General features: G+C 60.0%; 25 protein-coding genes and 1 pseudogene. 4 read left to right on the top strand and 22 right to left on the bottom strand.

The window, feature by feature from the left end:
* Positions 1 to 3: 3 nt before the first annotated feature.
* The 4 genes from I2G20_RS12775 to I2G20_RS12790 are packed head-to-tail and all read right to left on the bottom strand — an operon-like array spanning position 4 to position 3,864.
* The gene (locus I2G20_RS12775) at positions 4 to 984 is read right to left on the bottom strand and encodes an ABC transporter ATP-binding protein (protein ID WP_196260122.1); all 981 of its coding nucleotides are present in this window, start codon (positions 982 to 984) and stop codon (positions 4 to 6) included.
* On the bottom strand, positions 984 to 1,970 hold the full coding sequence (locus I2G20_RS12780; RefSeq protein ID WP_196260123.1) for an ABC transporter ATP-binding protein: 987 nt from the start codon (positions 1,968 to 1,970) through the stop codon (positions 984 to 986). Before I2G20_RS12780 ends, I2G20_RS12775 begins: the two co-directional genes overlap by 1 nt.
* Entirely contained in the window at positions 1,967 to 2,893 is a 927-nt protein-coding gene (locus I2G20_RS12785) for an ABC transporter permease (protein WP_196260124.1), read from the bottom strand. Before I2G20_RS12785 ends, I2G20_RS12780 begins: the two co-directional genes overlap by 4 nt.
* On the bottom strand, positions 2,890 to 3,864 hold the full coding sequence (locus tag I2G20_RS12790) for an ABC transporter permease (protein WP_196260125.1): 975 nt from the start codon (positions 3,862 to 3,864) through the stop codon (positions 2,890 to 2,892). The genes I2G20_RS12785 and I2G20_RS12790 overlap by 4 nt, the downstream gene beginning before the upstream one ends.
* Positions 3,865 to 4,001: 137 nt before the next feature.
* Between I2G20_RS12790 and I2G20_RS12795 the strand changes: the two genes are divergently transcribed.
* Both I2G20_RS12795 and I2G20_RS12800 read left to right on the top strand, forming a co-directional pair.
* Positions 4,002 to 4,913 (top strand): LysR family transcriptional regulator, encoded by a 912-nt coding sequence (locus tag I2G20_RS12795; RefSeq protein ID WP_196260126.1) that lies wholly within the window; start codon positions 4,002 to 4,004, stop codon positions 4,911 to 4,913.
* Between the two features lie 632 nt (positions 4,914 to 5,545).
* Complete coding sequence (locus tag I2G20_RS12800; protein ID WP_196260127.1) at positions 5,546 to 5,893, top strand: NIPSNAP family protein; 348 nt, start codon at positions 5,546 to 5,548, stop codon at positions 5,891 to 5,893.
* Between the two features lie 168 nt (positions 5,894 to 6,061).
* Here I2G20_RS12800 and ftrA read toward each other — a convergent pair whose 3' ends face one another.
* A complete protein-coding gene (gene ftrA / locus I2G20_RS12805; RefSeq protein ID WP_196260128.1) occupies positions 6,062 to 7,072 on the bottom strand; it encodes a transcriptional regulator FtrA in 1,011 nt (336 codons plus the stop codon).
* Positions 7,073 to 7,132: 60 nt separating this feature from the next.
* Here ftrA and I2G20_RS12810 point away from each other — a divergent pair, with 60 nt between their 5' ends.
* Positions 7,133 to 7,534, top strand: coding sequence for a rhodanese-like domain-containing protein (locus tag I2G20_RS12810; protein ID WP_196260129.1), 402 nt, complete (start codon positions 7,133 to 7,135; stop codon positions 7,532 to 7,534).
* A 361-nt stretch (positions 7,535 to 7,895) separates the two neighbouring features.
* Here the strand turns inward: I2G20_RS12810 and I2G20_RS12815 are convergent, their stop codons facing one another.
* From I2G20_RS12815 to ccoN, 16 genes and pseudogenes are all read right to left on the bottom strand, one after another.
* Positions 7,896 to 8,774, bottom strand: coding sequence for an alpha/beta fold hydrolase (locus tag I2G20_RS12815; protein WP_207747633.1), 879 nt, complete (start codon positions 8,772 to 8,774; stop codon positions 7,896 to 7,898).
* A gap of 456 nt (positions 8,775 to 9,230) precedes the next feature.
* Positions 9,231 to 9,938 carry a cytochrome c3 family protein gene (locus I2G20_RS12820; RefSeq protein WP_196260131.1) on the bottom strand — a complete coding sequence of 236 codons (708 nt, stop codon included), beginning with the start codon at positions 9,936 to 9,938 and terminating at the stop codon, positions 9,231 to 9,233.
* Positions 9,935 to 10,408, bottom strand: coding sequence for a nitrate reductase cytochrome c-type subunit (locus I2G20_RS12825; protein WP_196260132.1), 474 nt, complete (start codon positions 10,406 to 10,408; stop codon positions 9,935 to 9,937). The genes I2G20_RS12820 and I2G20_RS12825 overlap by 4 nt, the downstream gene beginning before the upstream one ends.
* Positions 10,405 to 12,900: a periplasmic nitrate reductase subunit alpha gene (gene napA / locus I2G20_RS12830; protein ID WP_196260133.1), complete on the bottom strand. Its 2,496-nt coding sequence runs from the start codon at positions 12,898 to 12,900 to the stop codon at positions 10,405 to 10,407. The genes I2G20_RS12825 and napA overlap by 4 nt, the downstream gene beginning before the upstream one ends.
* A complete protein-coding gene (locus I2G20_RS12835) occupies positions 12,897 to 13,169 on the bottom strand; it encodes a chaperone NapD (RefSeq protein WP_196260134.1) in 273 nt (90 codons plus the stop codon). The genes napA and I2G20_RS12835 overlap by 4 nt, the downstream gene beginning before the upstream one ends.
* On the bottom strand, positions 13,162 to 13,662 hold the full coding sequence (gene napF / locus I2G20_RS12840) for a ferredoxin-type protein NapF (RefSeq protein WP_196260135.1): 501 nt from the start codon (positions 13,660 to 13,662) through the stop codon (positions 13,162 to 13,164). Before napF ends, I2G20_RS12835 begins: the two co-directional genes overlap by 8 nt.
* Before the next feature lie 9 nt (positions 13,663 to 13,671).
* Positions 13,672 to 13,854 (bottom strand): periplasmic nitrate reductase, NapE protein, encoded by a 183-nt coding sequence (gene napE / locus I2G20_RS12845; protein WP_196260136.1) that lies wholly within the window; start codon positions 13,852 to 13,854, stop codon positions 13,672 to 13,674.
* Positions 13,855 to 13,916: 62 nt separating this feature from the next.
* A complete protein-coding gene (locus I2G20_RS12850; protein WP_196260137.1) occupies positions 13,917 to 14,129 on the bottom strand; it encodes a hypothetical protein in 213 nt (70 codons plus the stop codon).
* Positions 14,130 to 14,217: 88 nt separating this feature from the next.
* Positions 14,218 to 14,364, bottom strand: a pseudogene (gene ccoS, locus I2G20_RS17290) (cbb3-type cytochrome oxidase assembly protein CcoS); the annotation flags it as partial.
* Positions 14,361 to 16,544 carry a heavy metal translocating P-type ATPase gene (locus I2G20_RS12860; protein ID WP_246473076.1) on the bottom strand — a complete coding sequence of 728 codons (2,184 nt, stop codon included), beginning with the start codon at positions 16,542 to 16,544 and terminating at the stop codon, positions 14,361 to 14,363. The pseudogene ccoS and the gene I2G20_RS12860, both read right to left, overlap by 4 nt.
* 20 nt (positions 16,545 to 16,564) lie before the next feature.
* Positions 16,565 to 17,359 carry a DUF2189 domain-containing protein gene (locus I2G20_RS12865; protein ID WP_196260140.1) on the bottom strand — a complete coding sequence of 265 codons (795 nt, stop codon included), beginning with the start codon at positions 17,357 to 17,359 and terminating at the stop codon, positions 16,565 to 16,567.
* A 15-nt stretch (positions 17,360 to 17,374) separates the two neighbouring features.
* Positions 17,375 to 17,575 carry a hypothetical protein gene (locus I2G20_RS12870; protein ID WP_196260141.1) on the bottom strand — a complete coding sequence of 67 codons (201 nt, stop codon included), beginning with the start codon at positions 17,573 to 17,575 and terminating at the stop codon, positions 17,375 to 17,377.
* Positions 17,572 to 18,444, bottom strand: a complete 873-nt coding sequence (ccoP, locus tag I2G20_RS12875; RefSeq protein ID WP_196260142.1) for a cytochrome-c oxidase, cbb3-type subunit III — start codon at positions 18,442 to 18,444, stop codon at positions 17,572 to 17,574. Before ccoP ends, I2G20_RS12870 begins: the two co-directional genes overlap by 4 nt.
* The gene (locus I2G20_RS12880; protein WP_196260143.1) at positions 18,441 to 18,608 is read right to left on the bottom strand and encodes a cbb3-type cytochrome c oxidase subunit 3; all 168 of its coding nucleotides are present in this window, start codon (positions 18,606 to 18,608) and stop codon (positions 18,441 to 18,443) included. Before I2G20_RS12880 ends, ccoP begins: the two co-directional genes overlap by 4 nt.
* Positions 18,608 to 19,339, bottom strand: coding sequence for a cytochrome-c oxidase, cbb3-type subunit II (gene ccoO / locus I2G20_RS12885; RefSeq protein ID WP_196260144.1), 732 nt, complete (start codon positions 19,337 to 19,339; stop codon positions 18,608 to 18,610). The genes I2G20_RS12880 and ccoO overlap by 1 nt, the downstream gene beginning before the upstream one ends.
* A 4-nt stretch (positions 19,340 to 19,343) precedes the next feature.
* Complete coding sequence (gene ccoN / locus I2G20_RS12890; protein ID WP_196260145.1) at positions 19,344 to 20,990, bottom strand: cytochrome-c oxidase, cbb3-type subunit I; 1,647 nt, start codon at positions 20,988 to 20,990, stop codon at positions 19,344 to 19,346.
* A gap of 189 nt (positions 20,991 to 21,179) precedes the next feature.
* Here ccoN and I2G20_RS12895 point away from each other — a divergent pair, with 189 nt between their 5' ends.
* On the top strand, positions 21,180 to 21,683 hold the full coding sequence (locus I2G20_RS12895; protein WP_196260146.1) for a DUF2249 domain-containing protein: 504 nt from the start codon (positions 21,180 to 21,182) through the stop codon (positions 21,681 to 21,683).
* Here I2G20_RS12895 and I2G20_RS12900 read toward each other — a convergent pair.
* The gene (locus I2G20_RS12900; protein WP_196260147.1) at positions 21,680 to 22,111 is read right to left on the bottom strand and encodes an Rrf2 family transcriptional regulator; all 432 of its coding nucleotides are present in this window, start codon (positions 22,109 to 22,111) and stop codon (positions 21,680 to 21,682) included. The genes I2G20_RS12895 and I2G20_RS12900 overlap by 4 nt on opposite strands.
* Between the last annotated feature and the right edge of the window lie 16 nt (positions 22,112 to 22,127).

Genomic DNA, 22,127 nt, shown 5'->3' on the forward strand with positions numbered 1-22,127 from the left:
GGGTCAGACCTTGTGGCAGGCCACTATGCGTCCCGGAGCCACCTCGCGCAGGTCGGGCTTGACCTTTGCGCAATGGCTGTCCGCGATTGGACAACGGGGGTGGAAATGGCAGCCTGACGGTGGATTGAGCGGCGAGGGAATCTCGCCCTTGACCGGCTGGAATACGCGCTTGCCGGTGACCAGGCGCGGCACTTCATTGAGCAGCGCCTGGGCGTAGGGGTGGAGCGGTTTGGCGTAAAGCTCCGGTGTCGGGGCACTTTCGACAACGCGCCCCAGATACATGATGACCACGCGGTCCGAGATGTGTTCGACCACGCCAAGGTCATGGCTGATAAAGAGATAGGCGAGGCCAAGTTCGCGGCGCAGATCCATGAACAGATTGAGCACCTGCGCCTGCACGGACACATCGAGCGCGGATACGGACTCGTCGCAAACGATAAGTTCAGGCCGCACCGCAAGTGCACGGGCAATGGCGATACGCTGGCGCTGCCCGCCCGAGAATTGGTGCGGAAACCGCGTGCGGTAGGATGGATCGAGACCCACTTTGTCCAGCAACTCGGAGACGTAATTCTCGACCTCCTTGCCTTTGACCAGCCCGTGATAGCGCGGTGCTTCGCCAATGACGCGGTCGATCCTGTGACGCGGGTTGAGTGAGGACATGGGGTCCTGAAAGACCATCTGCACCCGCATCCGGTCTTTCGAACTCCCGCCTCCTTCAAGCTTTTCGCCGCGCCAGTGGATGGCCCCCTCGCTCGGGGCATGGATACCGGCGGCGACGCGCCCCAAGGTGGACTTCCCACAGCCGGACTCGCCCACGAGACCAACCACTTCGCCTTCGTGAATATCGATTGAAACATCATCGACAGCATGAACTGTCCGCTCGGAGATTTTCGCACCCAGACGGCGCGCGATCTTGCCAGCGAGATCGATACGCTTGGAGAAGCGCTTGGAGATGTTCTCAAGTTTCAGCAGCGGCTCGGCCATCACGCGACCTCCCTGCTTTGTGCAGCGACTTCATCCTGAAACCAGCACCGCGAAGCGCCGGTCGCGCTCTCGATCAGGGGCGGGTGCTCCTCGCACTTGGTTTGCGCAAAACGGCAGCGCGGCATGAACCGGCAGGCCGTGCCGCGATTGATCGGCGATGGCGTAGAACCGGGTATTTGCGTCAACGGCGCGCCGCGCTTGTTGCGCGAAGGCACCGAGCCGATCAGCCCCAGCGTATAGGGATGGGTGGGTTGGGAAATGACCCGGTCGACCGGGCCTTCCTCGACAACCTCGCCGGCATACATGACCACCACGCGATCCGCGAACCCGGCAACGACCGAGAGATCATGGGTCACCCACATCACCCCCATGCCGCGCTCTGTGACCAGCCCCTGCACGAGCGCCAGAATCTGCGCCTGGATGGTGACATCAAGCGCGGTGGTAGGTTCGTCTGCGATGAGGAGATCCGGGTCGTTCAACAGCGCAATGGCGATGGCGACGCGCTGGCGCATGCCACCCGAGAATTGGTGCGGATAGGACCGCATGCGCTCATCGGGCGCGGGAATGCCAACCCGTGCCAGCGCATCGCGGCAGAGGGTCCATGCGTCCTTTTTGGAGATATCGCGATGGGCGCGCAGCGTCTCGATCATCTGGGTATCGACCCGCAGGACCGGATTGAGCGTCATCATCGGGTCCTGAAAGATCATTGCGATGCGGTTGCCGCGCAATTGCCGCATCGCTTCGGGGCTTAGGGAACTCAGATCCTGCCCGTCAAACTGCATGGTGCCGCCGACAACCTTGCCCGGCTTGTCGATCAGCCCCATAACCGACAGCCCGGTGACCGACTTGCCCGAACCGGATTCCCCGACCACTGCCAGAACCTCGCCGCGATTGACAGTGAAGGATACCCCGTCCACCGCCTTGACCGCGCCACGCTCGGACAGGAAATGGGTTTGAAGCTCGGTGATTTCCAAGAGAGTGCTCATTGGGCATTCCTTGGGTTGAGAACGTCGCGCAGATGGTCGCCGACCAGATTGATGGCGACGATGAGAACGAGCAGCGCGATGCCGGGATAGACCGAAATCCAGTACTGGCCCGAGAGGATGAACTGGAACCCGTTCGAGATCAGCAGGCCCAGCGAAGGCTGGGTGATCGGCAGGCCGACTCCGAGGAAGGACAGCGTCGCCTCGAGTGCGATGGCCGAGGCGATTTCGACGGTGAAGATCACCATCATGGGCGGCATGCAATTGGGCAGCAGGTGTCCGAAAACGATCCGCCATTGCGGCAGACCAAGACACTGGGCCGCCTCGATATATTCCTTGCGCCGCTCGGCCAGCGCTGCCCCGCGTACCGTGCGGGCGAAGGTGGCCCATTGCACCACGATCAGCGCAATGATGATCTTGTCGATCCCGCGCCCGAGCACTGCGAGCAGGATCAGCGCGATGAGGATGGCCGGGAACGAAAGGTGCAGATCGACGATCCGCATGATGATGGTATCGACCCGCCCGCCGAAATAGGCTGCGGCAAGGCCCGCCGCCAGCCCGATGAACAGCGCGATGGTGCAACTGACCACACCGACCCCGAGCGAGATGCGCAGCCCGTACATGATGGCCGAGAGCATGTCGCGCCCCTGTCCGTCGGTGCCCAGAACAAAGGTCATGCCCGACCAGCCGGTTTCGCCGGGCGGCAATCGATTGTCCATGATCGAGAGCGAGGCCAGATCGTAAGGGTTCTGGGGTGACAGCAGCGGCGCGAAAATCGCGATCAGCACGATGAGGACCAGAAGGATCAGCCCGAACATCGCCGTCCAGCTCTTGGCAAATTCGCGAACGATACCGCGCCAGGGCGCTTCGCCCTCGATAGCGCCGGGTTTGGGAACTGGGGGCGGGGTTACGCTTGCGATGGTCATTGCCCCGCCTCCTCAAGCCGGATGCGTGGGTCGATGATGGAATAGAGAATGTCGACGATGAGATTGAGAAGGATGAACACCAGAACGATCACCATGAGGTAGGCGACGATGATCGGCCTATCGAGGACATTGATGGAATCGATGATGAGCTTGCCCATTCCGGGCCAGGCAAAGATGGTTTCAGTCACCACCGCAAAGGCGATCAATCCACCAAAGCTCATGCCCACCACCGTCACGACGGGAATGAGAATGTTGCGCAGCAGGTGAATGAAGATGACGCGGCGCTCGCGCAGCCCCTTGGCGCGCGCGAAACGGATGAAATCCTGCGGCATAACCTCAAGTGTGCCTGCCCGCGTCAACCGGATGACCAGCGCCAAAAGCCCGACCGCGAGGTTGAACGCAGGCAACGCAAGATGACGCAAACCTTCGAGTGTAAAGAACGAGGAGCGGATGCCGAGGAATTCGCCCACCGGCCCGCGACCGGTGACCGGCAGCCAGCCCAGCGTTACCGAGAACAAAAGGATCAGCATGATCCCTTGCCAGAAATTGGGCAACGAGAACCCAAGGATTGAGCCCGCCATGATGGTCTTGGACGAAAAGGCGTTTGGCCTGAGACCCGCCCACAGCCCGAGCGGAATGCCGATGACGACCGCGATGAGGATGGCGGCGAAGGCCAGTTCGAGTGTTGCGGGCATGCGTTCGAAAATGATGTGCAGCGCGGGGCGGTTGAACACAAAACTGTTGCCGAAATCGCCCTGAAGGACATTGCCAAGAAATATGAAATATTGCTCGTGCAGAGGTCGGTCGAGCCCGAACTGCTGGATCAGACGCAGCCGGTCGGTCTGGGTCGCCTCCGGGTCGATCAGAATGTCAGCGGGATTGCCGACGGCAAATACACCGGCAAAGACGAGAACCGACATCACCAGAGCGATCAGCACAGCCTGCAACAATCGCCTTATGACAAAGACCATTCGGCACTCCCTCTCTGCGCAGGCCTTTTGCGGCGCTGCACACCTCTTGACGACAGCGTCAACCATGCGCTTGCGCAGCACAATCTTATGATCTACCCAAATCAGTGTATTTGCCGGACAAATAGTATTGAGTTGAGATGATGACCGAAACCGGGATCGAATTGCGCCATCTGCGGGCCTTTCGCGCCGTCATGACAGTGGGTTCGACGCTCCACGCCGCCAAGGTGCTCGGCCTGTCCCAGCCCTCGGTCAGCCGCCTGATTTCAGAGCTTGAATCGGCGCGAGCCGAAATTCTGTTCGAGCGGCGACAGGGGCGCCTCTATCCAACTGACAGTGCAAGGCAGTTGATCGATGAGGTCAGCCGGGCCCTTGAAGGTGTCGAAGCCGTCGCGAGCTCCGACCGATGGGGCCAGCGCCCATTGACCATCGCAACGCCCAACGGCCTGGCAACCAGCCTCCTGCCTCCGGTCCTCAGATCCATGCAGGAGATCTACCCCCGGCTCAAGATTTCGGTCGATCTTTTGACCTATCACGAGGCGATAAACGCTGTCGCCATGCGTCGCGCGGATATAGGTCTGGTCAAGATGCCGGTCGATCACCCCGCGATCGCGCTCGAGGAACTGGTCACGGCCCAAACCGTGGCCCTTATCCCGAGTGAACATCCGCTGGCCAAGCTTGATTTGGTACGCGTGCGCGATCTGCGTGGGGTGCCCCTGATCCTGCTCGGTCGACATCGTCCGTTCAGGGTCCAGCTTGATGAAGCGATGGAACGTGCCGGGATCGTTCCCAACGTCGTGCTCGAAACCCATGCGGTCAATGTGGCACGGTCCTTTGTCGAGGCCGGTATCGGCATCACCCTCGCCAACGCCCTGATCGCCAGCCGTCAGGCCCGCCCCAACATTGCCGTACGCCGATTTGAGATCAATCTGCCCCACACATTCGCAGCAATCACATCGCGCAATGCGCCCCGTTCTCAGATCCTGGATACCATTTTTGATTTGCTGCGAACCACCAGCAAGCGGTTGGCCGAGGACACCGTTCTGCAATGACGTCCCTTTCAACCCTCGGCTGGCCCCAGACGAACACCGGCGAGCCGCTCAGGGTCGCTCTTCCCGGTTTTAGGCATCAAGTAACTCCCACGCCGTTCAAACTCTGGCCTTACGTGCCCGCTTCGGCGTGAGCGCTAGTGGAAAGCTCTGTAACGCCGTGTCATCGATCCCAATCGGCGATGACAACAATGCGGGTACGATGATCATCGCTGGGCCACATATCCAGCCTTTGCGGCGGATGAAAAATGCCCTGCACAATATGAATAAGGTAGAACGGTCGGGATCGTCGGTGAGTGATATCAATCCTTTGAGACACATTAACCCGTTCGCTTGCGCGCAAGTTTCCACAATCGCAATCCGAAAAGCGGCCCAACGGGCGCAAGCGGCTGGCGTGTGCAGAAGCGCCAAATTCGAGCAGTCGCCACCAGTATAGTTTTGCCTCGAACAGGCGTCCTAGACCGCTGACAGTCGCCTAAACTGGACATCACTTCAGAGTGTGACCTGTCAATTTCCTTGGCACTGCAAGGCAATGACCGGAAAGGATTGCACCCTCAGCGGCCCAATGCGAACTTGGACGCTTCAACGAGTGATCGTTGCAAAACGCCTGCTAAGCACAGTGGCCGGAGAGTTCGATGACCATCCATCAGATTCGAATCTACGAGATATTTGAGTCCAACAAACAGTTCTTCCACGACCGGTTCAGAGATCATGCGGCCAGGATCATGCGGCGCCACGGGTTCGACCTCATTGGAATGTGGGAGGCTCAAACGCCGGAACGAACTGAGTTTGTGTATTTGCTGCGCTGGCCGAGCATCGCCGCCAAGGAGACGGCATGGAGCGCGTTCATGGATGATGAGGAATGGGCAGAGATCAAGCGGGTGACAGGTGCTGCCCATGGGCGCCTAGTTGGCGCGATCGAGGATCGCATTCTCTTACCGACGGCGTATTCCCCAGCCTTGCTTGATCGGACACAATGCTGATGCTGCTAATCTGCGCGTTGGAAAACATCAAACCCGTCCGGTCGTTCGCGGGCTGGCAATTGAACGCGCATGTCCGTGAATGGTGGGATTCAGAAACATATGATGAGGCCGACCTTGCGGATCCGCGGGTAGCGGCATGGGCCGCCCAATGCCGCATTATCCGAATTGCTAAACGGATACACGGCGGCCGACAGGTTGCTCGCTGATAAAGCGCGTTTGATATTCGCTCGGGCTAATGCCGAGCCTTTTCCGAAAATGGTGCCGGAGAGTGTGGGAACTGCCGAATCCCGACGCCAGTGCCACGGACTCGATATTCGCCGGCCCCTGGCATAATAGCCGTTGCGCTTCAGCGACCCGTTCGTCCACGAGCCAATCTCCCGGTGTCTGTCCAGTGGCCTCGCAGAACCGACGCAGGAACGTTCGAATACTCATACGACATTCCCCGGCCATACGTTCCACACTCCAGTTCATCGCCAGATTCGCGCGGACATTCTCCAGAAGCGGGGTGATCTCCAGACCTTCCCGGTGAGCGACCGGACGCTCAAGGAATTGGGCTTGGCCTCCCATGCGATGCGCGGGCATCACCAAGCGCCGAGCAACGGAATTTGCAGCCGTCGCGCCAAAGTCCTGTCTGATGATTTCTATTATTAGGTCGATTCCGGCAGCACTTCCGGCCGAAGTATAGATTCGATTGTGTTCGCGATAGAGCGATGCGTCGTCCACCGCGATCTCAGGGTAGCGCGCGCGGAGTTGGTCCGCATAGCGCCAGTGTGTTGTCGCCGTTCCCCCGGAAAGCAGTCCCGTTGCCGCCAAGACAAAAGCGCCCGAGCAGATAGACGCAAGCCGCGCACCCCTTTCATGCACGACGCGAAGCTGCCGGCAAAGCGTATCGGGAACAGGAATGTCAACTCCCTTCCAGCCGGGAACGACCACAATGTCAGCCTGTTGCAACATCTCTAGTCCGTTTTCAGCCATGATGAAAAAGCCGCCATGCGCGCGCATCGGCCCTTCATCTACCCCGCAACTTGCGAAGCGATACCACTCAGGCCCCATCTCGGGGCGCGAAAGGCCAAAGATTTCCGCCACGATCCCGAATTCGAAGGTGCAAAGACCATCGTAAAGCAGGGCGACGACGAGAGGACCCGTGAGGATTGGCATGATGTTTACGTATATTGTCATTTTCGCCAATTGCAAGCGCAGGTGCACTTCGGACAGATGGACGGCGAAAGGAGAACAAGCATGGCAACTTCCGTCACCGCTATTCCGCCGGCTCCAAGCGCTGAGGCCCGCGAGCACTTCGCAGCCGGATTTGGATTTGAAACCGACTGCTGGGACACGCACGAAGCCCTCGAAAAAGGAGCTGATTTCGTCCTGCTCGACGTGCGCAGCCCAGCCCTGTTCGCCAAGGGTCACATTCCTGGAGCCATCAATCTCCCCCATGGGAAGATTGTGCGGTCCAAAATGACTGACTGGCCGGACGAAACGATCTTTGTGACCTACTGCGCCGGCCCTCATTGCAATGGTGCAGCGCGGGGAGCGTTGCGACTCGCCGAGTTGGGGCGGCCGGTCAAAATCATGGCCGGAGGTATAACCGGCTGGCTGGACGAAGGCTTCCATCTCGTTTCGGACGAAGCCGAGTGACGAACGTCGTCAGAAGCGCTCTACCGGCGGACGTTGCGCCGTTGCCCGATTTGATTCAGCAATACGCAGCGTTCGAGCAGGCGGCTGCGCAATATGCCGCTCTCACATTCGACTATGCACTTTGGAGCGCTAGCCGCTTTGTGCACCTCGATTGCCTGTTCGTCTGTGCCAACACGCGGTCGAGGCGTAGGAAAGCTGACTGTCTCCTTGCCACCTCGCATCCCTCGTTCAACTCGTTGGGGTCTGGGTCAAGTCCAGACCTGCCATCCGAAATTGGTCACACTTTTGTTCACGACGGCTACCAGAAGAACCACGCCCCTAGGGCGTCCGGACGAACGGCGCATCATCGGGCGGGAACCTGTTACGATTGAGCTTGTTCGCCCTCTGACACTCCGGAGATAAAATCGGTCAGTGCGGGAAGGGTCTCGTTCGGACGGTCTTCAAGCAAGGTATGCGAGGCAAACGGCAGGTTGAGAAGTCGCGCCCCCTCCACCCGTTCGGCCAGATCAAACGCTTGCCGCCGGGATACGAGAAAGTCCTCGTCTCCGTGCACCACAAGGAGCGGAACTTTGATGGCCCGAACCGTCTCCCCCGGGTAAGCATCGGCATCTCGACCAAGCCACATGGACTTTGTTGCCTCGAACAGCCGGGCGAAATCGGGTTCCGGGTTTTCGGCCTCGTACCTTTCGATCTGCTCCGAAAACATCTCGCGCCATTCTTCGACCGTAACACCCTGATAGACCTCGCGGATCGGGTCATCGTCGGGCAGCACCCAGTGCGCTGCAACAGCAACGACAAAACGCGGCCGAACGACACCAGGTGCCGCCGCGAGCCGCAACGCGACGATTCCACCGTCACTATGGCCGATAAGTCCGGCCTCGTTCAGTCCGAGTTCTTTCAGCACGGCGGCGACATCATCCGCGAGTTGACGATATGTCATTTTCACCTGGCCCAGGCCCGACCTGCCATGACCGCGGCTGTCGATGGTAATCAGCCGATATTGTTGTATGAGATGCTTGGCGAGCGGCACGAAGTCGGCTCTGCTCCCCAAGCCGCCATGCAGGAGAACAATTGGTGGTCCGTCCGACTTGCCTGCCTGTGAGACAAACAATGCGGTTTCGCCTGCTGTAACCATGTGCCCAGTATCAAACATGCTACCCTCTCTTAACGTTTGTACACGAGGTAACGTGCGAAGTGGCAAGATGAGTTGATCCTGAACAAAGTGCTGCACGGCGCGCATTGAGCCGGCAAGCTACGGCGACAGCGCCTGCCGAACTCGGTAGTGTCGACAATCGCTACCCGAAACCGATGTTATCGATCCTCCGCCGACGGTCGACCGAGCGCTTTGTTGAGGAGAAGCGCCAGCTGGTCTTGCTCATCTGCGGTAAGCTGGGACGCCGCGTTCCTGGCAAACTCGAAGGACTGCTCGACGCGTAAACGGCTTCTCCCATAGGCGTGCGGGTGAGTTGGCGAGAGCGCCCACCTTCGGGATTGACCTGCGCTCTCTCGCTCGCGCATCTTCTCAGCCGTTGAATCTCCGGACTGTCTAAATACGGATCCAGACCGTAATGGCATTCGGATTAAAAGGGTTCCAAAACAACAATTTGCGTAAGGTAGAAACCAAATCGTCAGATCCCTTCCGCGACACCCGGAGCCCGAAAGGGCCCGCGTCTGGGGCTTCGGATCGGCGCGAAATTCAGCGAAAATGGCCCGGAAACGTCAGATACTCGTCGATAAGGGCCAGGCTCTGCTCATATTCTGGCGCATGCGCTGCGAGTTCGTCTCTCAATTCGACTGGGGGCAACCAGCCTGGATCGATGCCGGTCATGTCGGGCAATTGGTGCGCAATACCCTTGTGACAGTCGATGCAGGTGTAACCATCCTGCTGAATCAAGAACGCGTTATGAATCTCCGCCGCCCGTTGGGTCTGACGGGTGAAGTCCATGGCGACCTCGGAGTGGCAATTGCGGCATTCAAGCGAGTCGTTGGACTTTAGACGCGCCCATTCGTGCTGGGCGAGACGTAGGCGCTCATCAAGGAATTTCTGCCGGGTATCGATGGTGCCGAAAATATGTCCCCAGACTTCCTTTGAGGCCTGCATCTTGCGCGCGATCTTGTCAGTCCAGTTGTGGGGAACGTGGCAGTCGGAACAGATGGCCCGTACCCCTGACCGGTTGGTGAAGTGGACGGTCTGGGTCATCTCCTGATAGACATTAGCCTCCATCTCATGACACGAGATGCAAAAGGCTTCAGTGTTGGTGATTTCCATGGCGGTATTGAAGCCGCCCCAAAAAACCACCCCCCCGACAAAACCGCCTAGGGTTAGAAACCCCACGCTGAGATAGGCGCTGGGCCGGCTGGCGATGTTCCAGAAAACCAGTAGCGGTCTTTTCAGCCAATTCATTGCACGGCCTCCCTATCAACCTGCATCAGGGTCAGCATGTCCCTGAATTCATTGGGGACGAGAGGTTGCGCGTCGGATTGCTGAACATGGCAGGCTGTGCAGAAGTAGCGGCGCGGAGCGACGTCGGCCAGCATCTGGCCATCGCGGTCCATATAGTGCGTAAAACTTAGCATCGGCGCGCGCACAAAATCATTGAGCTCGCGCTTGTGGCAATCAAGACAGCGGTTGGTATTGAGCGTCAGCTGGTACCCGTCTATCGAATGGGGAATAACGGGCGGTTGCTCGGGATAATTGCGCATGCGGCGCACATCGTCGGTAATCGTCCGCGCAATGGGCGGCGCTGGCACTTCGGCCATCGGATCGGCAGCGCCCGTCAGCCGCGGAACTATGTCCTGAGCGAGTGCCGCGGTGGCCAGAAGAACAAAGCCGATAAGAACAGCAAGCAATTTGGGTGTGGTGTTGCCAGTCATGCGTGTTCCACCTTCACTGCACACTTCTTGAAATCGGTCTGCCGCGATATCGGATCGTTGGCGTCGAGCGTGACTTTGTTGATCAACTGACTGGCATCAAACCAGGGAACAAAGATCACGCCTCGTGGCATGCGATTGCGGCCCCGCGTCTCGAGCCGCGTTCGCATCTCGCCACGCCGCGACATCACGCGGATTTCCGCGCCCCGGTTGAGGCCGCGTTCCCGGGCATCGTCAGGATGCATGAAGCATACCGCGCCGGGGAATGCCTTGTAGAGCTCGGGCACCCGCATGGTCATCGATCCCGAGTGCCAGTGTTCGAGCACCCGGCCGGTGACTAGCCACAAGTTATATTCCTCGTCGGGCGCCTCGGCAGGAGGTTCATATGGAACGGCCAGGATGATCGCCTTCCCATCCGGCATGCCGTAGAAATCGACATCCTTGCCAGCCTCTACATAGGAGTCATAACCCTCCCGATAGCGCCATTTGGTTTCCTCGCCGTCAACCACTGGCCAGCGCAGGCCGCGTACCTCATGATAGGTGTCGAACGGTGCCAGGTCATGCGCCTTACCGCGTCCGAATTCGGCATATTCCTCGAACAGGCCCTTTTGCAGGTAAAAGCCGAAATGATCTGCCTCTGCGTTTGCGTAGGCGGCATCGACCTCTCCGCGCGCAAAGCGGTCGACATGGCCGTTGGCAAAGAGCACATCATAGAGCGACTTGCCCCGGTATTCGGGATTTGTGTCGAGAATTTCGGCAGGCCAGACTTCGTCCGTCACAAATCGCTTGGAGAATTCCACAAGCTGCCAGAGATCCGAGCGTGCCTCGCCCGGGGCATCGACCAACTGGTGCCAGAAATGGGTGCGCCGTTCGGCGTTTCCGTACGCGCCTTCCTTTTCGACCCACATCGCGGCTGGCAGGATAAGGTCAGCGGCCATCGCTGTGACGGTGGGATAGGCATCCGAGACGACGATGAAGTTCTCCGGATTACGATAGCCCGGCCAGGTTTCCTGGGTCGTGTTAGGCGCGGCCTGCATGTTATTGTTGACCTGAACCCAATAGAAATTGATCTCCCCATCCTTGAGCTTGCGGTCTTGCTCGACGGCATGGGCACCAACCCAGTCGGGGAGCAGGCCCTCTGGCAGATGCCAGATGTGTTCGGCCTTTTCGCGATGCGCGGCATTGGTCACGACCATGTCGGCCGGCAGGCGGTGGGCAAAGGTGCCGACTTCTCGCGCTGTGCCGCAGGCCGAGGGCTGGCCCGTCAGCGAGAACGGGCTGTTTCCGGGTTCGGAAATCTTGCCGGTCAGCAGATGCAGATTATAGATCATATGATTGGCCCACACGCCCCGAACGTGCTGGTTGAACCCCATCGTCCAGAGTGACATCACCTTTGTAGCGGGGTCGGCGTAAAGCTCCGCCAGTTCTTCAAGGAAGCCCGGTTCGACCCCGGAGATTTCGGCCGCCCTTTGAAGAGGATACTGGGCGACATGCGCTGCAAAGGCATCGAAATCGATAGGCTCCATAGCGCCAGCCTCAGCGGCCCCGGTCGCGACCTGTTGCAGGGGGTGCTCGGGGCGCAAGCCATATCCGATATTGGTGTTACCGCGCATGAACTTGGTGTGCCGGTCAACAAATGCCGTGTTCACCCGGCCGGTCGATATGATGTGATGGGCGATATAGTTCATGATCGCCAGATCGCTGCCGGGCTTGAAGATGATCGACAGGTCCGCAAGATCAGACGACCTGTTGGTGAAGGTCTGCAGCGATGCTACCCGCACATGCGCATTGGACAGGCGGCGGTCGGTCAGCCGCGTCCAGAGGATCGGATGCATTTCCGCCATGTTCGATCCCCAGAGCACAAAAGCGTCGGCGTGCTCGAAATCGTCGTAGCAACCCATAGGTTCGTCCATGCCGAACGTGCGCATGAAGGCGGTCGCCGCCGATGCCATGCAGTGCCGCGCATTAGGGTCGAGATTGTTGGAGAGGAACCCGGCCCGCATCAGTTTCGAAGCGGCATACCCTTCCCAGATCGTCCACTGGCCAGAGCCGAACATGGCGACACCCCTGGGCCCTTTCCTGGCAAGTGTCTCTTTTGCCTTCGCCGCCATGACATCGAACGCCTCGTCCCAGGACACAGGCTCGAATTCGCCCTCCTTGTCATAGACACCATCACGCTTGCGTAGCAGGGGCTGCTGGAGGCGATCGGCGCCATACATGATCTTTGAAAGAAAATAGCCCTTAATGCAGTTGAGGCCGCGATTGACTTCGGCCTGCATGTCCCCATGGGTTGCGACCACGTGGCCTTCGCGCACGCCCACCATGACCCCGCAGCCTGTGCCGCAGAACCGGCATGGAGCCTTGGACCATTCGATGCGCAGGGCTTCGGAACCCCCGGTGACGGGCTGGGCCACGGCCGGCAGGGATATGCCGGCAACTGCCGCCGCAGCGCTGGCGGCTTGAGCTTTTATAACGTCGCGGCGCGTGAGGGTCATACCGGTTCTCCCAAGGTTTGGACGGGTTCGGCCTGCTCGTAAACGAGGTTCGCCGAGATGACATCGTCGATGGTGGCAATGCGGGTCAGCACGGCGCCCACTGCACCACTGGTTGAGCCTTCGATGATGAGAATTATCCGGCCCTCATCGGCGTGTGCTATCTCGCAATTGTCCACGCCCAATATTTCGGCGACAACGGCAGCCTGACGTTCGGGCCGGGTGCGCACGAGGGCGCTTGATATGTGCAACATTTCCGGTGAATCACGCATGAACTGCCTCCGAGTCATGGCAAACAATTCCGATGGCGCGCACGGGGCAGGAGGAAACGCATGCGCCGCACCCGGTACACAAATCGCTATCTAGCCGGGGAAGTGGGACGCCACCCAGTCGCGGGGAGAAGTGCAATGCGCTTTGAGGGCAAGCGTCTGCGCAGGACTGGCAATAGGTGCCGCGTGCGGCGAGGCACTGATCCGCTATCAATAAGCTGTGTCCAAAGCCAGCGACAGATGGCAAGGACGAAAACACCGGCTCCGGGCAGACGTGAGCGCACGCATCGCAGAAAGTGCATTCGCCGTCCTCAAAACTGATTTCGGGTAACCCGGCCTCGCCACGTATGATTATGCCGGTTGGGCAGGCGTCCATGCAGGCGCCGCAGGTAGTGCAATGGGCATCGACATCGGCCTCCTGGACGCCGGGCGGACGCAGCGGCGGTGTTCCACGGCTCGTTCGTCCCCTTAAAAAATTCCGGCGCGAAAAATCCATCGCCGTGTCCTAGGCCGGCGGGCCCGGCGGGCCGAAGACGATCTGCCACATCCAGACGAGGAACCCGTATCCTCCGACGATGCCGACGGCGATGAATGGCCAGATCACCGCAGCAAGCACGAAAAATACGACAAGCTCAAGCCTGCGGGTGGTCTTGTCCGGCGACTTGGTCTCGCTTTGCGAAGGCGTCACCTTCTGTCTCCTCCTCGACGTTTTTGATTCAGCCTACACAAAATTCCGCCCGACTCAACCTGCTAGGCGGGATGGCGCTTGAACCAGTTCACAACGGCCGCAATCAGGAACAACGCTACGCCGCCGAGGAAAAAACCACCCAGCACGTGATTGAAGAGAAAACCGATATCGAATTGGCCGTAGACCATCACGCCCCGCGCCGTGCCAATGGCCGCCCCAAATAGACCGCCGGCCAAAAATGCGAGCCAGATGTTCCATTTACGTCTGGACACCATGAGTGGACTCCCCTCCGCCGTTCGCCACTTTTCTGCCGTTTTCAACGGGCGAGGCGCCGGGTGGTTCCGCGCGCCGGACTGTCCTCTGGGGTGGCAGGTCGACCGATAAAAGGATCCGTTCGGCCGCGCCGTCCAAATCCTCATACTGCCGGGCCCTGAGCGACCATAGGAAGACACCCAGGCCAGCGAAACCCATCAGAAGGGACAGCGGGATGAGATAAAAGAATTCGCTCATTTAGCCGGCGCCCCTCCTAGCCGCATGGCGTTGGCGACCACGATCACCGACGAGATGGACATGGCGAGTGCCGCAACGAGCGGAGTGACATGGCCGAGGACCGCTATGGGCAGCGCAATAACGTTGTAGAGAATCGAAATGACAAAGTTTTGACGCACCAGAACAGCTGCTCCCCGTGCAATGCCAATCGCCTCGGGTACGGCCAGAAGGCTTTCATGGAGGAAAACGAGGCCCGCCCTCGCCCGCCCGACATCGGCGGCGTTCGACGGGGTCATCGCGACGTCGGCAAGCGCGATGGCCGGACCATCATTGAGTCCATCGCCGATCATCAGCACCTTGTGCCCTTCCGCTTTGAGGGTGGCGAGCCGGGCGAGTTTTTCGCCCGGATCCTGCTCGGAAAAGGCGCGCTCGACGCCCAAGTCCGCAGCGAGCGCGGAAACGTTCTTTTCGCTGTCGCCAGAGAGCACTTCGAGATCGAGGCCAGCAGTTTCAAGCGTAGCGATCGCTTTCCGGGCGTCCTTGCGCAACTCGTCGCCAAAGCCGAATTGAGCGAGGATCCGGCCATCCGCAGCGAGGACGGTGACTTGGGGGGCATCGGCATCGCCCGTGGCCCAGGCCCGGCGGCCCAGCCGGTAATAAACGCCGTCCACCCGGCCTTCGACCCCGAAACCGGCGCTCTCGCTGATCTCTTCTGCTTTGCGGATTTGCAAGTCGCGCGCGGCGGCGGCGCGGCTGATGGCGCGGGCGACCGGGTGCAGGGAATGCGCGGCTAAGGCCGCCGCCACGATCAGATGCTGCGGATCGATGTCCAAATCGGGATCGAGGACCAGTTCGCCTGTCGTCAGCGTACCGGTCTTGTCGAAGACAACGGTATCGATTTCGGCCAGTCGTTCAAGTGCGGCGCCATCGCGCAACATGATGCCGCGGGCAAAGAGCCGCTGGGCTGCAACCACATGCACCATCGGGACGGCAAGCCCGAGCGCGCAGGGGCAGGTGATGATGAGCACGGCAATGGCGATGGTGATCGAGTGGTGGAAGTCGCCGGTCACCACCATCCAACCCGCAAAAGAGAGAAACGCTGCTAGATGAACGATCGGCGCGTAATATCGGGACAGGCGATCGGCGACGCGCCGATAGCGACCGCGCCCCGCGTCGGCGGCATCCATCATGCGGATCATTTCGGCGAGAAAGGAGTCCCGGGCAGCGGCCTTTGCCACGACGGTGAGCGGGCCGGTCAGATTGAGTGTGCCAGCCCGGAGGAGCGTTCCGGGTGCTGCGACGAGCGGTACCGCCTCGCCGTTGACGAGGGAGACATCAATATCGGAGTGCCCTTCGGAAACCTCGCAATCGAGGGGGATACGCTCGCCGGCGGCGATCAAGAGCGTCTCGTCTGGCGTGATTTCAGCGAGGGGGCGATATTGCGTTTGGCCGGATGCTGCCCGCACCACGGCGCCGCGGGCAACAAGACGTTCCAGCCCGCGTACTGTCGTGCGCGCACGCTCGCGCATCATGTGATCAAGCGTGCGACCGATGAGCAGGAAGAAGACAAGCGAGGTGACGGCATCGAAATAAGCATGGTGTGCGCTGTTGAGCGTGTCAAATACGCTCAGCAGGAAAGCCAGAGCGATCCCGATCGTTATCGGCACATCCATATTTGTCGTGCCCCGGCGCAGGGCGGCAAAGGCCGACAGGTAGAAAACACGTCCTGAATAGAGAAGGGCTGGCAGGGCTATGAGCCCGGAAATGCCATGCAGCAGATCGCGCATCGTTCCATCGGCGCCCGACCATACGCCGACCGAAAGCGTCATGACGTTCATGGATGCAAAAGCAGCGACGGCGAGGGCCTTGACCAGCCGCCAGAACTCGGTATCCGCCGTGGGGGCGGTCAGATCGAGCAGATGGCCCTTATAGCCCAGTTTTTCGAGCGCCCCGAGAGCTCTGCCCACCGCCGCCGGGTTGCGCCAGACAAGAGTTACACGCTTGCCCGAAAGGTTGACTCGCGCGGATTCGATGCCCTCGAGACCGCCCAGGGCGTCTTCGATCTTGCCTATACAACCCCCGCAATGAATGGCCGGGGCGGAAATATCGGTCTGCACCGCGCCATCGGGCAGGGTGCGACTCACCAGGCGCAGTTCGGCCTCATCCGGTCCGGCGACCGCCCGGCGTCCGATATCGGCCATTTCCGCCGGCGCGCAACATGTCATTGCGGTTCGTCGCAGATTGCCTTGTAGCTATGCCAGGTGGCATGGCCAAGAAGTGGGAATATGAGGACGAATCCGGCAAAGCCCGTAAGGATGCTTACGGCACATAGTGCCAGGATAATTGCGCCCCACACGACCATTACCCCTTTGTTGTGCCAGGCGTAGCTCATGGAGATGCCCATTGCGGTGAATGCATCGAGCTTCCGATCGAGCAGCAGCGGAATGGAAAAGGCACTGATGGCGAAGCCGAGCGCGGCAAAAAGTCCTCCCACCAGCGTGCCGGTCACCATAAGCGCCCAGCCTTCCGGCGTGGAAAACAGCATCTCGACGATCCGGCCGAGTCCAGGGAACGGCAGCCAACCCCAAAAGAGCGCGAAAAGCAGAACAGCCGCCCGCATCCAGAGCATAGCCAGTAGGGCAAGGATCGCGCCGATGAAAAGAATATGGTAGCCCGCCCCGCGCTTTATGAGGACCATGTCCGTCAGGCGTACGGGTCTGCCTTCGGCAATCCGGTGACTTTTTTCGTAAAGACCGGTGGCCAGCGCGGGCGCGACGACGAGAAAGGCCGAAAGGGCCGGGAACAGGATGTGATCCCACCCATAGAATACCATCCCCACGACCACGAGGGCCGAGAGAGAAGCGACCGCAAGGCCGTAAAGTAGGCTCGGGGCAGGGACCGTCCAGAGATCGCGCCAGCCGCCAGCAAGCCAGTCGAGCGGTGCACTGAGCGGCAGGTTGCGTTTGCGCCGCGAGGGAAGGGGAGCATCGATCTCTATCTGGGTTGAATCTGTCATCGGTGCAGGTCCTTGTCAGCAGGATGAGCGCGCGGCCCGAAAACCGGGAGCCTCATGACCGGGCTTGAGATGATCGACGCAGGCTGGCTGCGAAGCGAAGGCGACATAAACGAGGTGGGCATTGGCAAGCACAAAGAGGATACATCCCCCGGCGATGAGGGCGGCGACGATCCAGCGACGTCTGCCAGCGCCCGTAATGCCTGCTGTCCGGCTCATGGCTGATTCTCGCGCAGCCAGCCCACATACAGCGCGAGGATGCGTAGATCGGCTTTCGACAGTCGGCCTTCCCAGGAAGGCATGTGTCCGGCCCTGCCCGTGAAAATCGAGTTGAACACCGCCTGTCGGTAACCGCCATAAATCCAGTGATCGTCGACGAGATCGGGGGCACCGAAATCGACCGACCCCCGGGCGTTGTCGCCGTGACAGGATGCGCAGTTGAACGCGAACACTTCGGCACCGTGAGTCATATCGTCGACGGACGCGCCGCTCCCCAGCGCCAGAAGATAGTCGGTCACCGCCAGGATATCGCTGCGCCCCAACATTCCGTCCCGACCGAAGGCCAGCATTTGCGAAAACCGCGTTTCGGGATGAGCTGCATTGATACCGACACGGATGGTCTCATGGATGGTGTCGAGATCGTCCCCCCACATCAACGGAGCCTGGGAGATATTGGGAAACCCTGAATTCCCCACGCCCTTGCCGCCATGACAGGCCTGGCAATTGTCGCCGAAAAGCGTCTTGCCATAGCCTTTGACGAGGTTCATCACCTGCGGATCGGATGCAAGCGTCGCCAACGGTTCGGTTTCGATCCGCTGCGTCCACTCGGCCCGTTCTAGGCGCGCCAAGGCCACCCGCGCTTCGACGGACGTGCGCTGGTCGATGCCCAAAAGGCCGCGTGTATAGGAGTTGATCCCTGGCCAGGCCGGCATAAGGATCGTCCACACGATGAGATAGAGAGCACCAAGCGTCAGCCCGATAAACACGATACGCGGAACGGGGGTGCCAAGTTCCTTGATCCCGTTCCATTCATGTCCGGTCGTCAAGCGGCCGGTAACGGGGTCCCGGTCGGGTGCAGGTGCGCTCATGGCCGGTCCTCGTCGTTATCGAGCGGTGCCCGTTTGGCGGCGTCGAATTTTTTCGCATTCGAAGGCCAGAAAACATAAACAAGAACGGCCAGCGACATGGCGATCAGGTAAAAAAGGCCGAAGGACTTGGCGAAGGCCACAAGGGTGTCGTGATCGGGGAGCATTACCGTGCCTCCGCTACAGCAGTTTGGTAGGGTGTTTCGGTCAGGCGACCCAGTATCTGGAGATAAGCCACGAGTGCGGCCATTTCGGTGATCTGGCCGGGACGACCGTCGAACAGGCCGATATTGGTCTCTGCGCCATAGCGCTCCAGCACATCATAGGCGGCGGCCGCATCGGGACTGGCCTGGGCCACCGCATCGCGCGGGGCGTTGGCGATCATCTCATCGGTATAAGGCACGCCGACGGCGCGCATGGCAGCAAGGTGCCGGTCGAGATCGTCGGTCCTTAGCGGGGTTTCCAGCAGCCATCCGTAGCGAGGCATGTTGGACTCAGGCACGACGTCACGCGGATTGACGAGATGGGCCACGTGCCAATCATCGGAATATTTCCCACCCACGCGGGCAAGGTCCGGACCGGTGCGCTTGGAACCCCAGAGCATGGGATGGTCGTACTGGCTTTCAACCGCCAGCGAATATGGACCGTAGCGATCGACCTCATCGCGCAGGGTGCGGATCATCTGGCTGTGACAGGCGTAGCACCCTTCCCGGATATAGATGTTCCGCCCGGCGAGTTCGAGCGGGGTATAGACCCGCATGTCGGGCGCCTCCTCGACGGTTTCGTCGATGGTGAACAGGGGGGCGATTTCGACGAACCCGCCGATCGAGGACACGACGATGATCGCAAGGACGAACCCGATTGCGCTGCGCTCGAGCCGGGAATGAAGTTTGAGCATCTGGTTATTCTCCTGCAGGAACCGCTTGGGGAGCGGTGGCTGGCAGATCGGGGGCGACATTCTCGCTGGTCCGCTCGACCATGCGGATTGTCATGAGGACGTTATAAAGGGCCACGATGGCGCCGAGCAGGAACAGTGTCCCGCCGATGGTCCGGGCGACGTAGTAGGGATGCATGGCGACGAGGGACTCAAGGAATGAGTAGGTGAGCGTTCCGCTCTCATCGTAGGTGCGCCACATCAGGCCCTGGATGACGCCCGAATTCCACATGGCAAACACGTAGACGAGCGTACCCGAGAGGGCGAGCCAGAAGTGGACCTCGACCAATGCCTTGGAATAGAGCTGGGATTTCTTCCACATCCAGGGCACGAGCGCATAGAGCGAGCCGAAAGTGATCATCGCTACCCATCCGAGCGCGCCGGCATGGACGTGGCCAATGGTCCAGTCCGTATAGTGGGACAGCGAGTTCACGGGCCGGATGGCCATGAAGGATCCTTCAAGGGTGGTGATGGCATAAAAGATCGCAGCCAGCATCATGAAGCGCAGCACCGCATCGTCGCGTACCTTGTGCCATGCGCCATTGAGCGTGAGCAGGGCATTGCCGGCAGACGCCCAGGAAGGAATCAGCAAAACGACCGAGAACACCATGCCCAGCGTCTGCACCCAGTGCGGCAAAGCGGTATAATGGAGGTGGTGGGAACCCGCCCACATGTACATGAAGGTGATGCCCCAGAAGCTGATGATCGACAGCCTGTAGGAAAAGATGGGACGTTCCGCGCGCTTGGGCAGGTAATAATACATCATGCCCAGAAAGCCGGCAGTGAGGAAGAAGGCCACGGCATTGTGGCCGTACCACCATTGGGTCATGGCATCCTGCACGCCCGAGAACAGGCTATAACTCTTGGCCTGGGTGAGCGAGATCGGCACCGCGAGGTTGTTGACGATATGGAGCATCGCCACGACCAGGATGAACGCCATGTAATACCAATTGGCGACGTAGATATGAGGCTCCTTGCGGCGCATCAGCGTGCGGATATAGATGAGAAAATAAGCAACCCACACAAGGACCAGGAGAATGTCCGCGTACCATTCGGGCTCGGCGTACTCCTTGGATTGAGTGATGCCCAGAACGTAGCCGCTGGCGGCCAGGACGCAGAAGAGGTTGTAGCCGACAAGCACGAACCAGGGGCTGAACTGATCGGGGATACGAGCCCGCGAAGTGCGCTGGAGGACGTGGAATGATGTGGCAATCAAAGCGTTGCCGCCGAAGCCGAAAATCACGCCGCTGGTATGGATCGGCCTGATGCGACCAAAGCTCGTCCAGGGTCCGGCAAGGTTGAAATCGGGGTAGGCAAGTAGAAGGGCCACCCAGGCTCCGACGGCCATACCGATGACACCCCAGACCAGAGCTAGGATAATGCCTGCTTTGGTAGGTGCGTCGAAATACTCGTCATAGCTGCTTTGAGGCGGGTTCGGTGCGCTCCACACACGAAGCATCATGAACAGCCCGGCAAGGCCGAAGAGGATCATGATCCACCCGTGCGCGGCCAACGGGTCACCCCTCCCGCCTATCGCAAAGGCAAATCCAAAGCCTGTAAGAACGAGAAAGAGCAGACTCGAAAGGGCGCGTTCGTCGCGCGTCAGACTGGACATTTTTCGGGGCGTTCCGGTGCTTGGCTCTGGAAAATAAGAAGTATTTCCGATGCATCTTATCGGCTTGGCGGCGCCCGCAATTTGATCTAGGTCAAATTGCAGAACGGTGTCCCCTGCGACAGAGGAGCGCTGTGCCGTAATCGATCGGAGCACGTTCCGATCCTCAAACGAATCTGGGTTACAAGTGTCATGACGCCTGGCCGGGATCCCCTCACCTGCGATGTTCGCCCCCTGATTGCGCAGGGTGTCGAGCCTTTCGCTCGCATCATGGAGGCGGTAGGCAGGCTTGGACCGGGTCAGGCGTTACGACTTCTTGCGCCGTTCAAACCCATGCCCCTGGTTCAGGTCATGCAGCGCAAGGGATTTTCCGCGACCCTCTCGCCGCTTACCGGTGGAGACTGGGAGGCTGTTTTCGAGCCGCTCGCAGGGGACAGGGAACGACCTGAGGCCGACTTGGACTGGCCTGAACCGCGGCGGTTTCTCGATTGCACAGGCCACATGCAGGGCCAAGCCGATGCGCTGGTCCGTGAGGAGTTGGCGATGCTCGGTCCCGGAGAGGTGCTGTTTGCCTTGTTGCCGGAAGACCCGTTGGCGCTCAAGCGGGACTTCGATGAAGCGGGTATGCGTTGGGCAGGGCAGTGGGACGCTGTCACCTCGGGCTACGCGATCATGGTGCAGCGCCGGCTTGCCTAGTCCGGAGGAAGCACGAGGCCGAAATCTCGTGGATCGAGTTCGAGATCGGCCAGAGTGTGCGCGTCCAGTTCCGCCAGAAAGGCAGCGAGTGCGGAATGGAGCACGCACTTGAGCCGGCATTTGGCAGTAATCGCGCAGCCGTTCTTGGAACTCATACACTCCACAAGCGCAAAATCGGGCTCGGTGGCGCGCAGGATGGCGCCCAGATTGATGTCGGCTGCTGGACGCGACAGGCGCAGGCCACCGGAGCGGCCGCGGACTGAGACGAGATAGCCCGTCCGGACGAGAAGATTGGCGACCTTCATCAGGTGGGCACGCGAAATGCCATAGGCATGCGCCACTTCTTCAATAGTAATCAGGCGATCATCCATCGAGGCTGCATAGAGCAGCAGCCGCAGGGAATAGTCACTGAATCGGGTCAGATGCATCTCGATTTGCAGCGTC

This window comes from Pelagibacterium limicola (genome assembly GCF_015694405.1).
Lineage (GTDB): Bacteria > Pseudomonadota > Alphaproteobacteria > Rhizobiales > Devosiaceae > Pelagibacterium > Pelagibacterium limicola.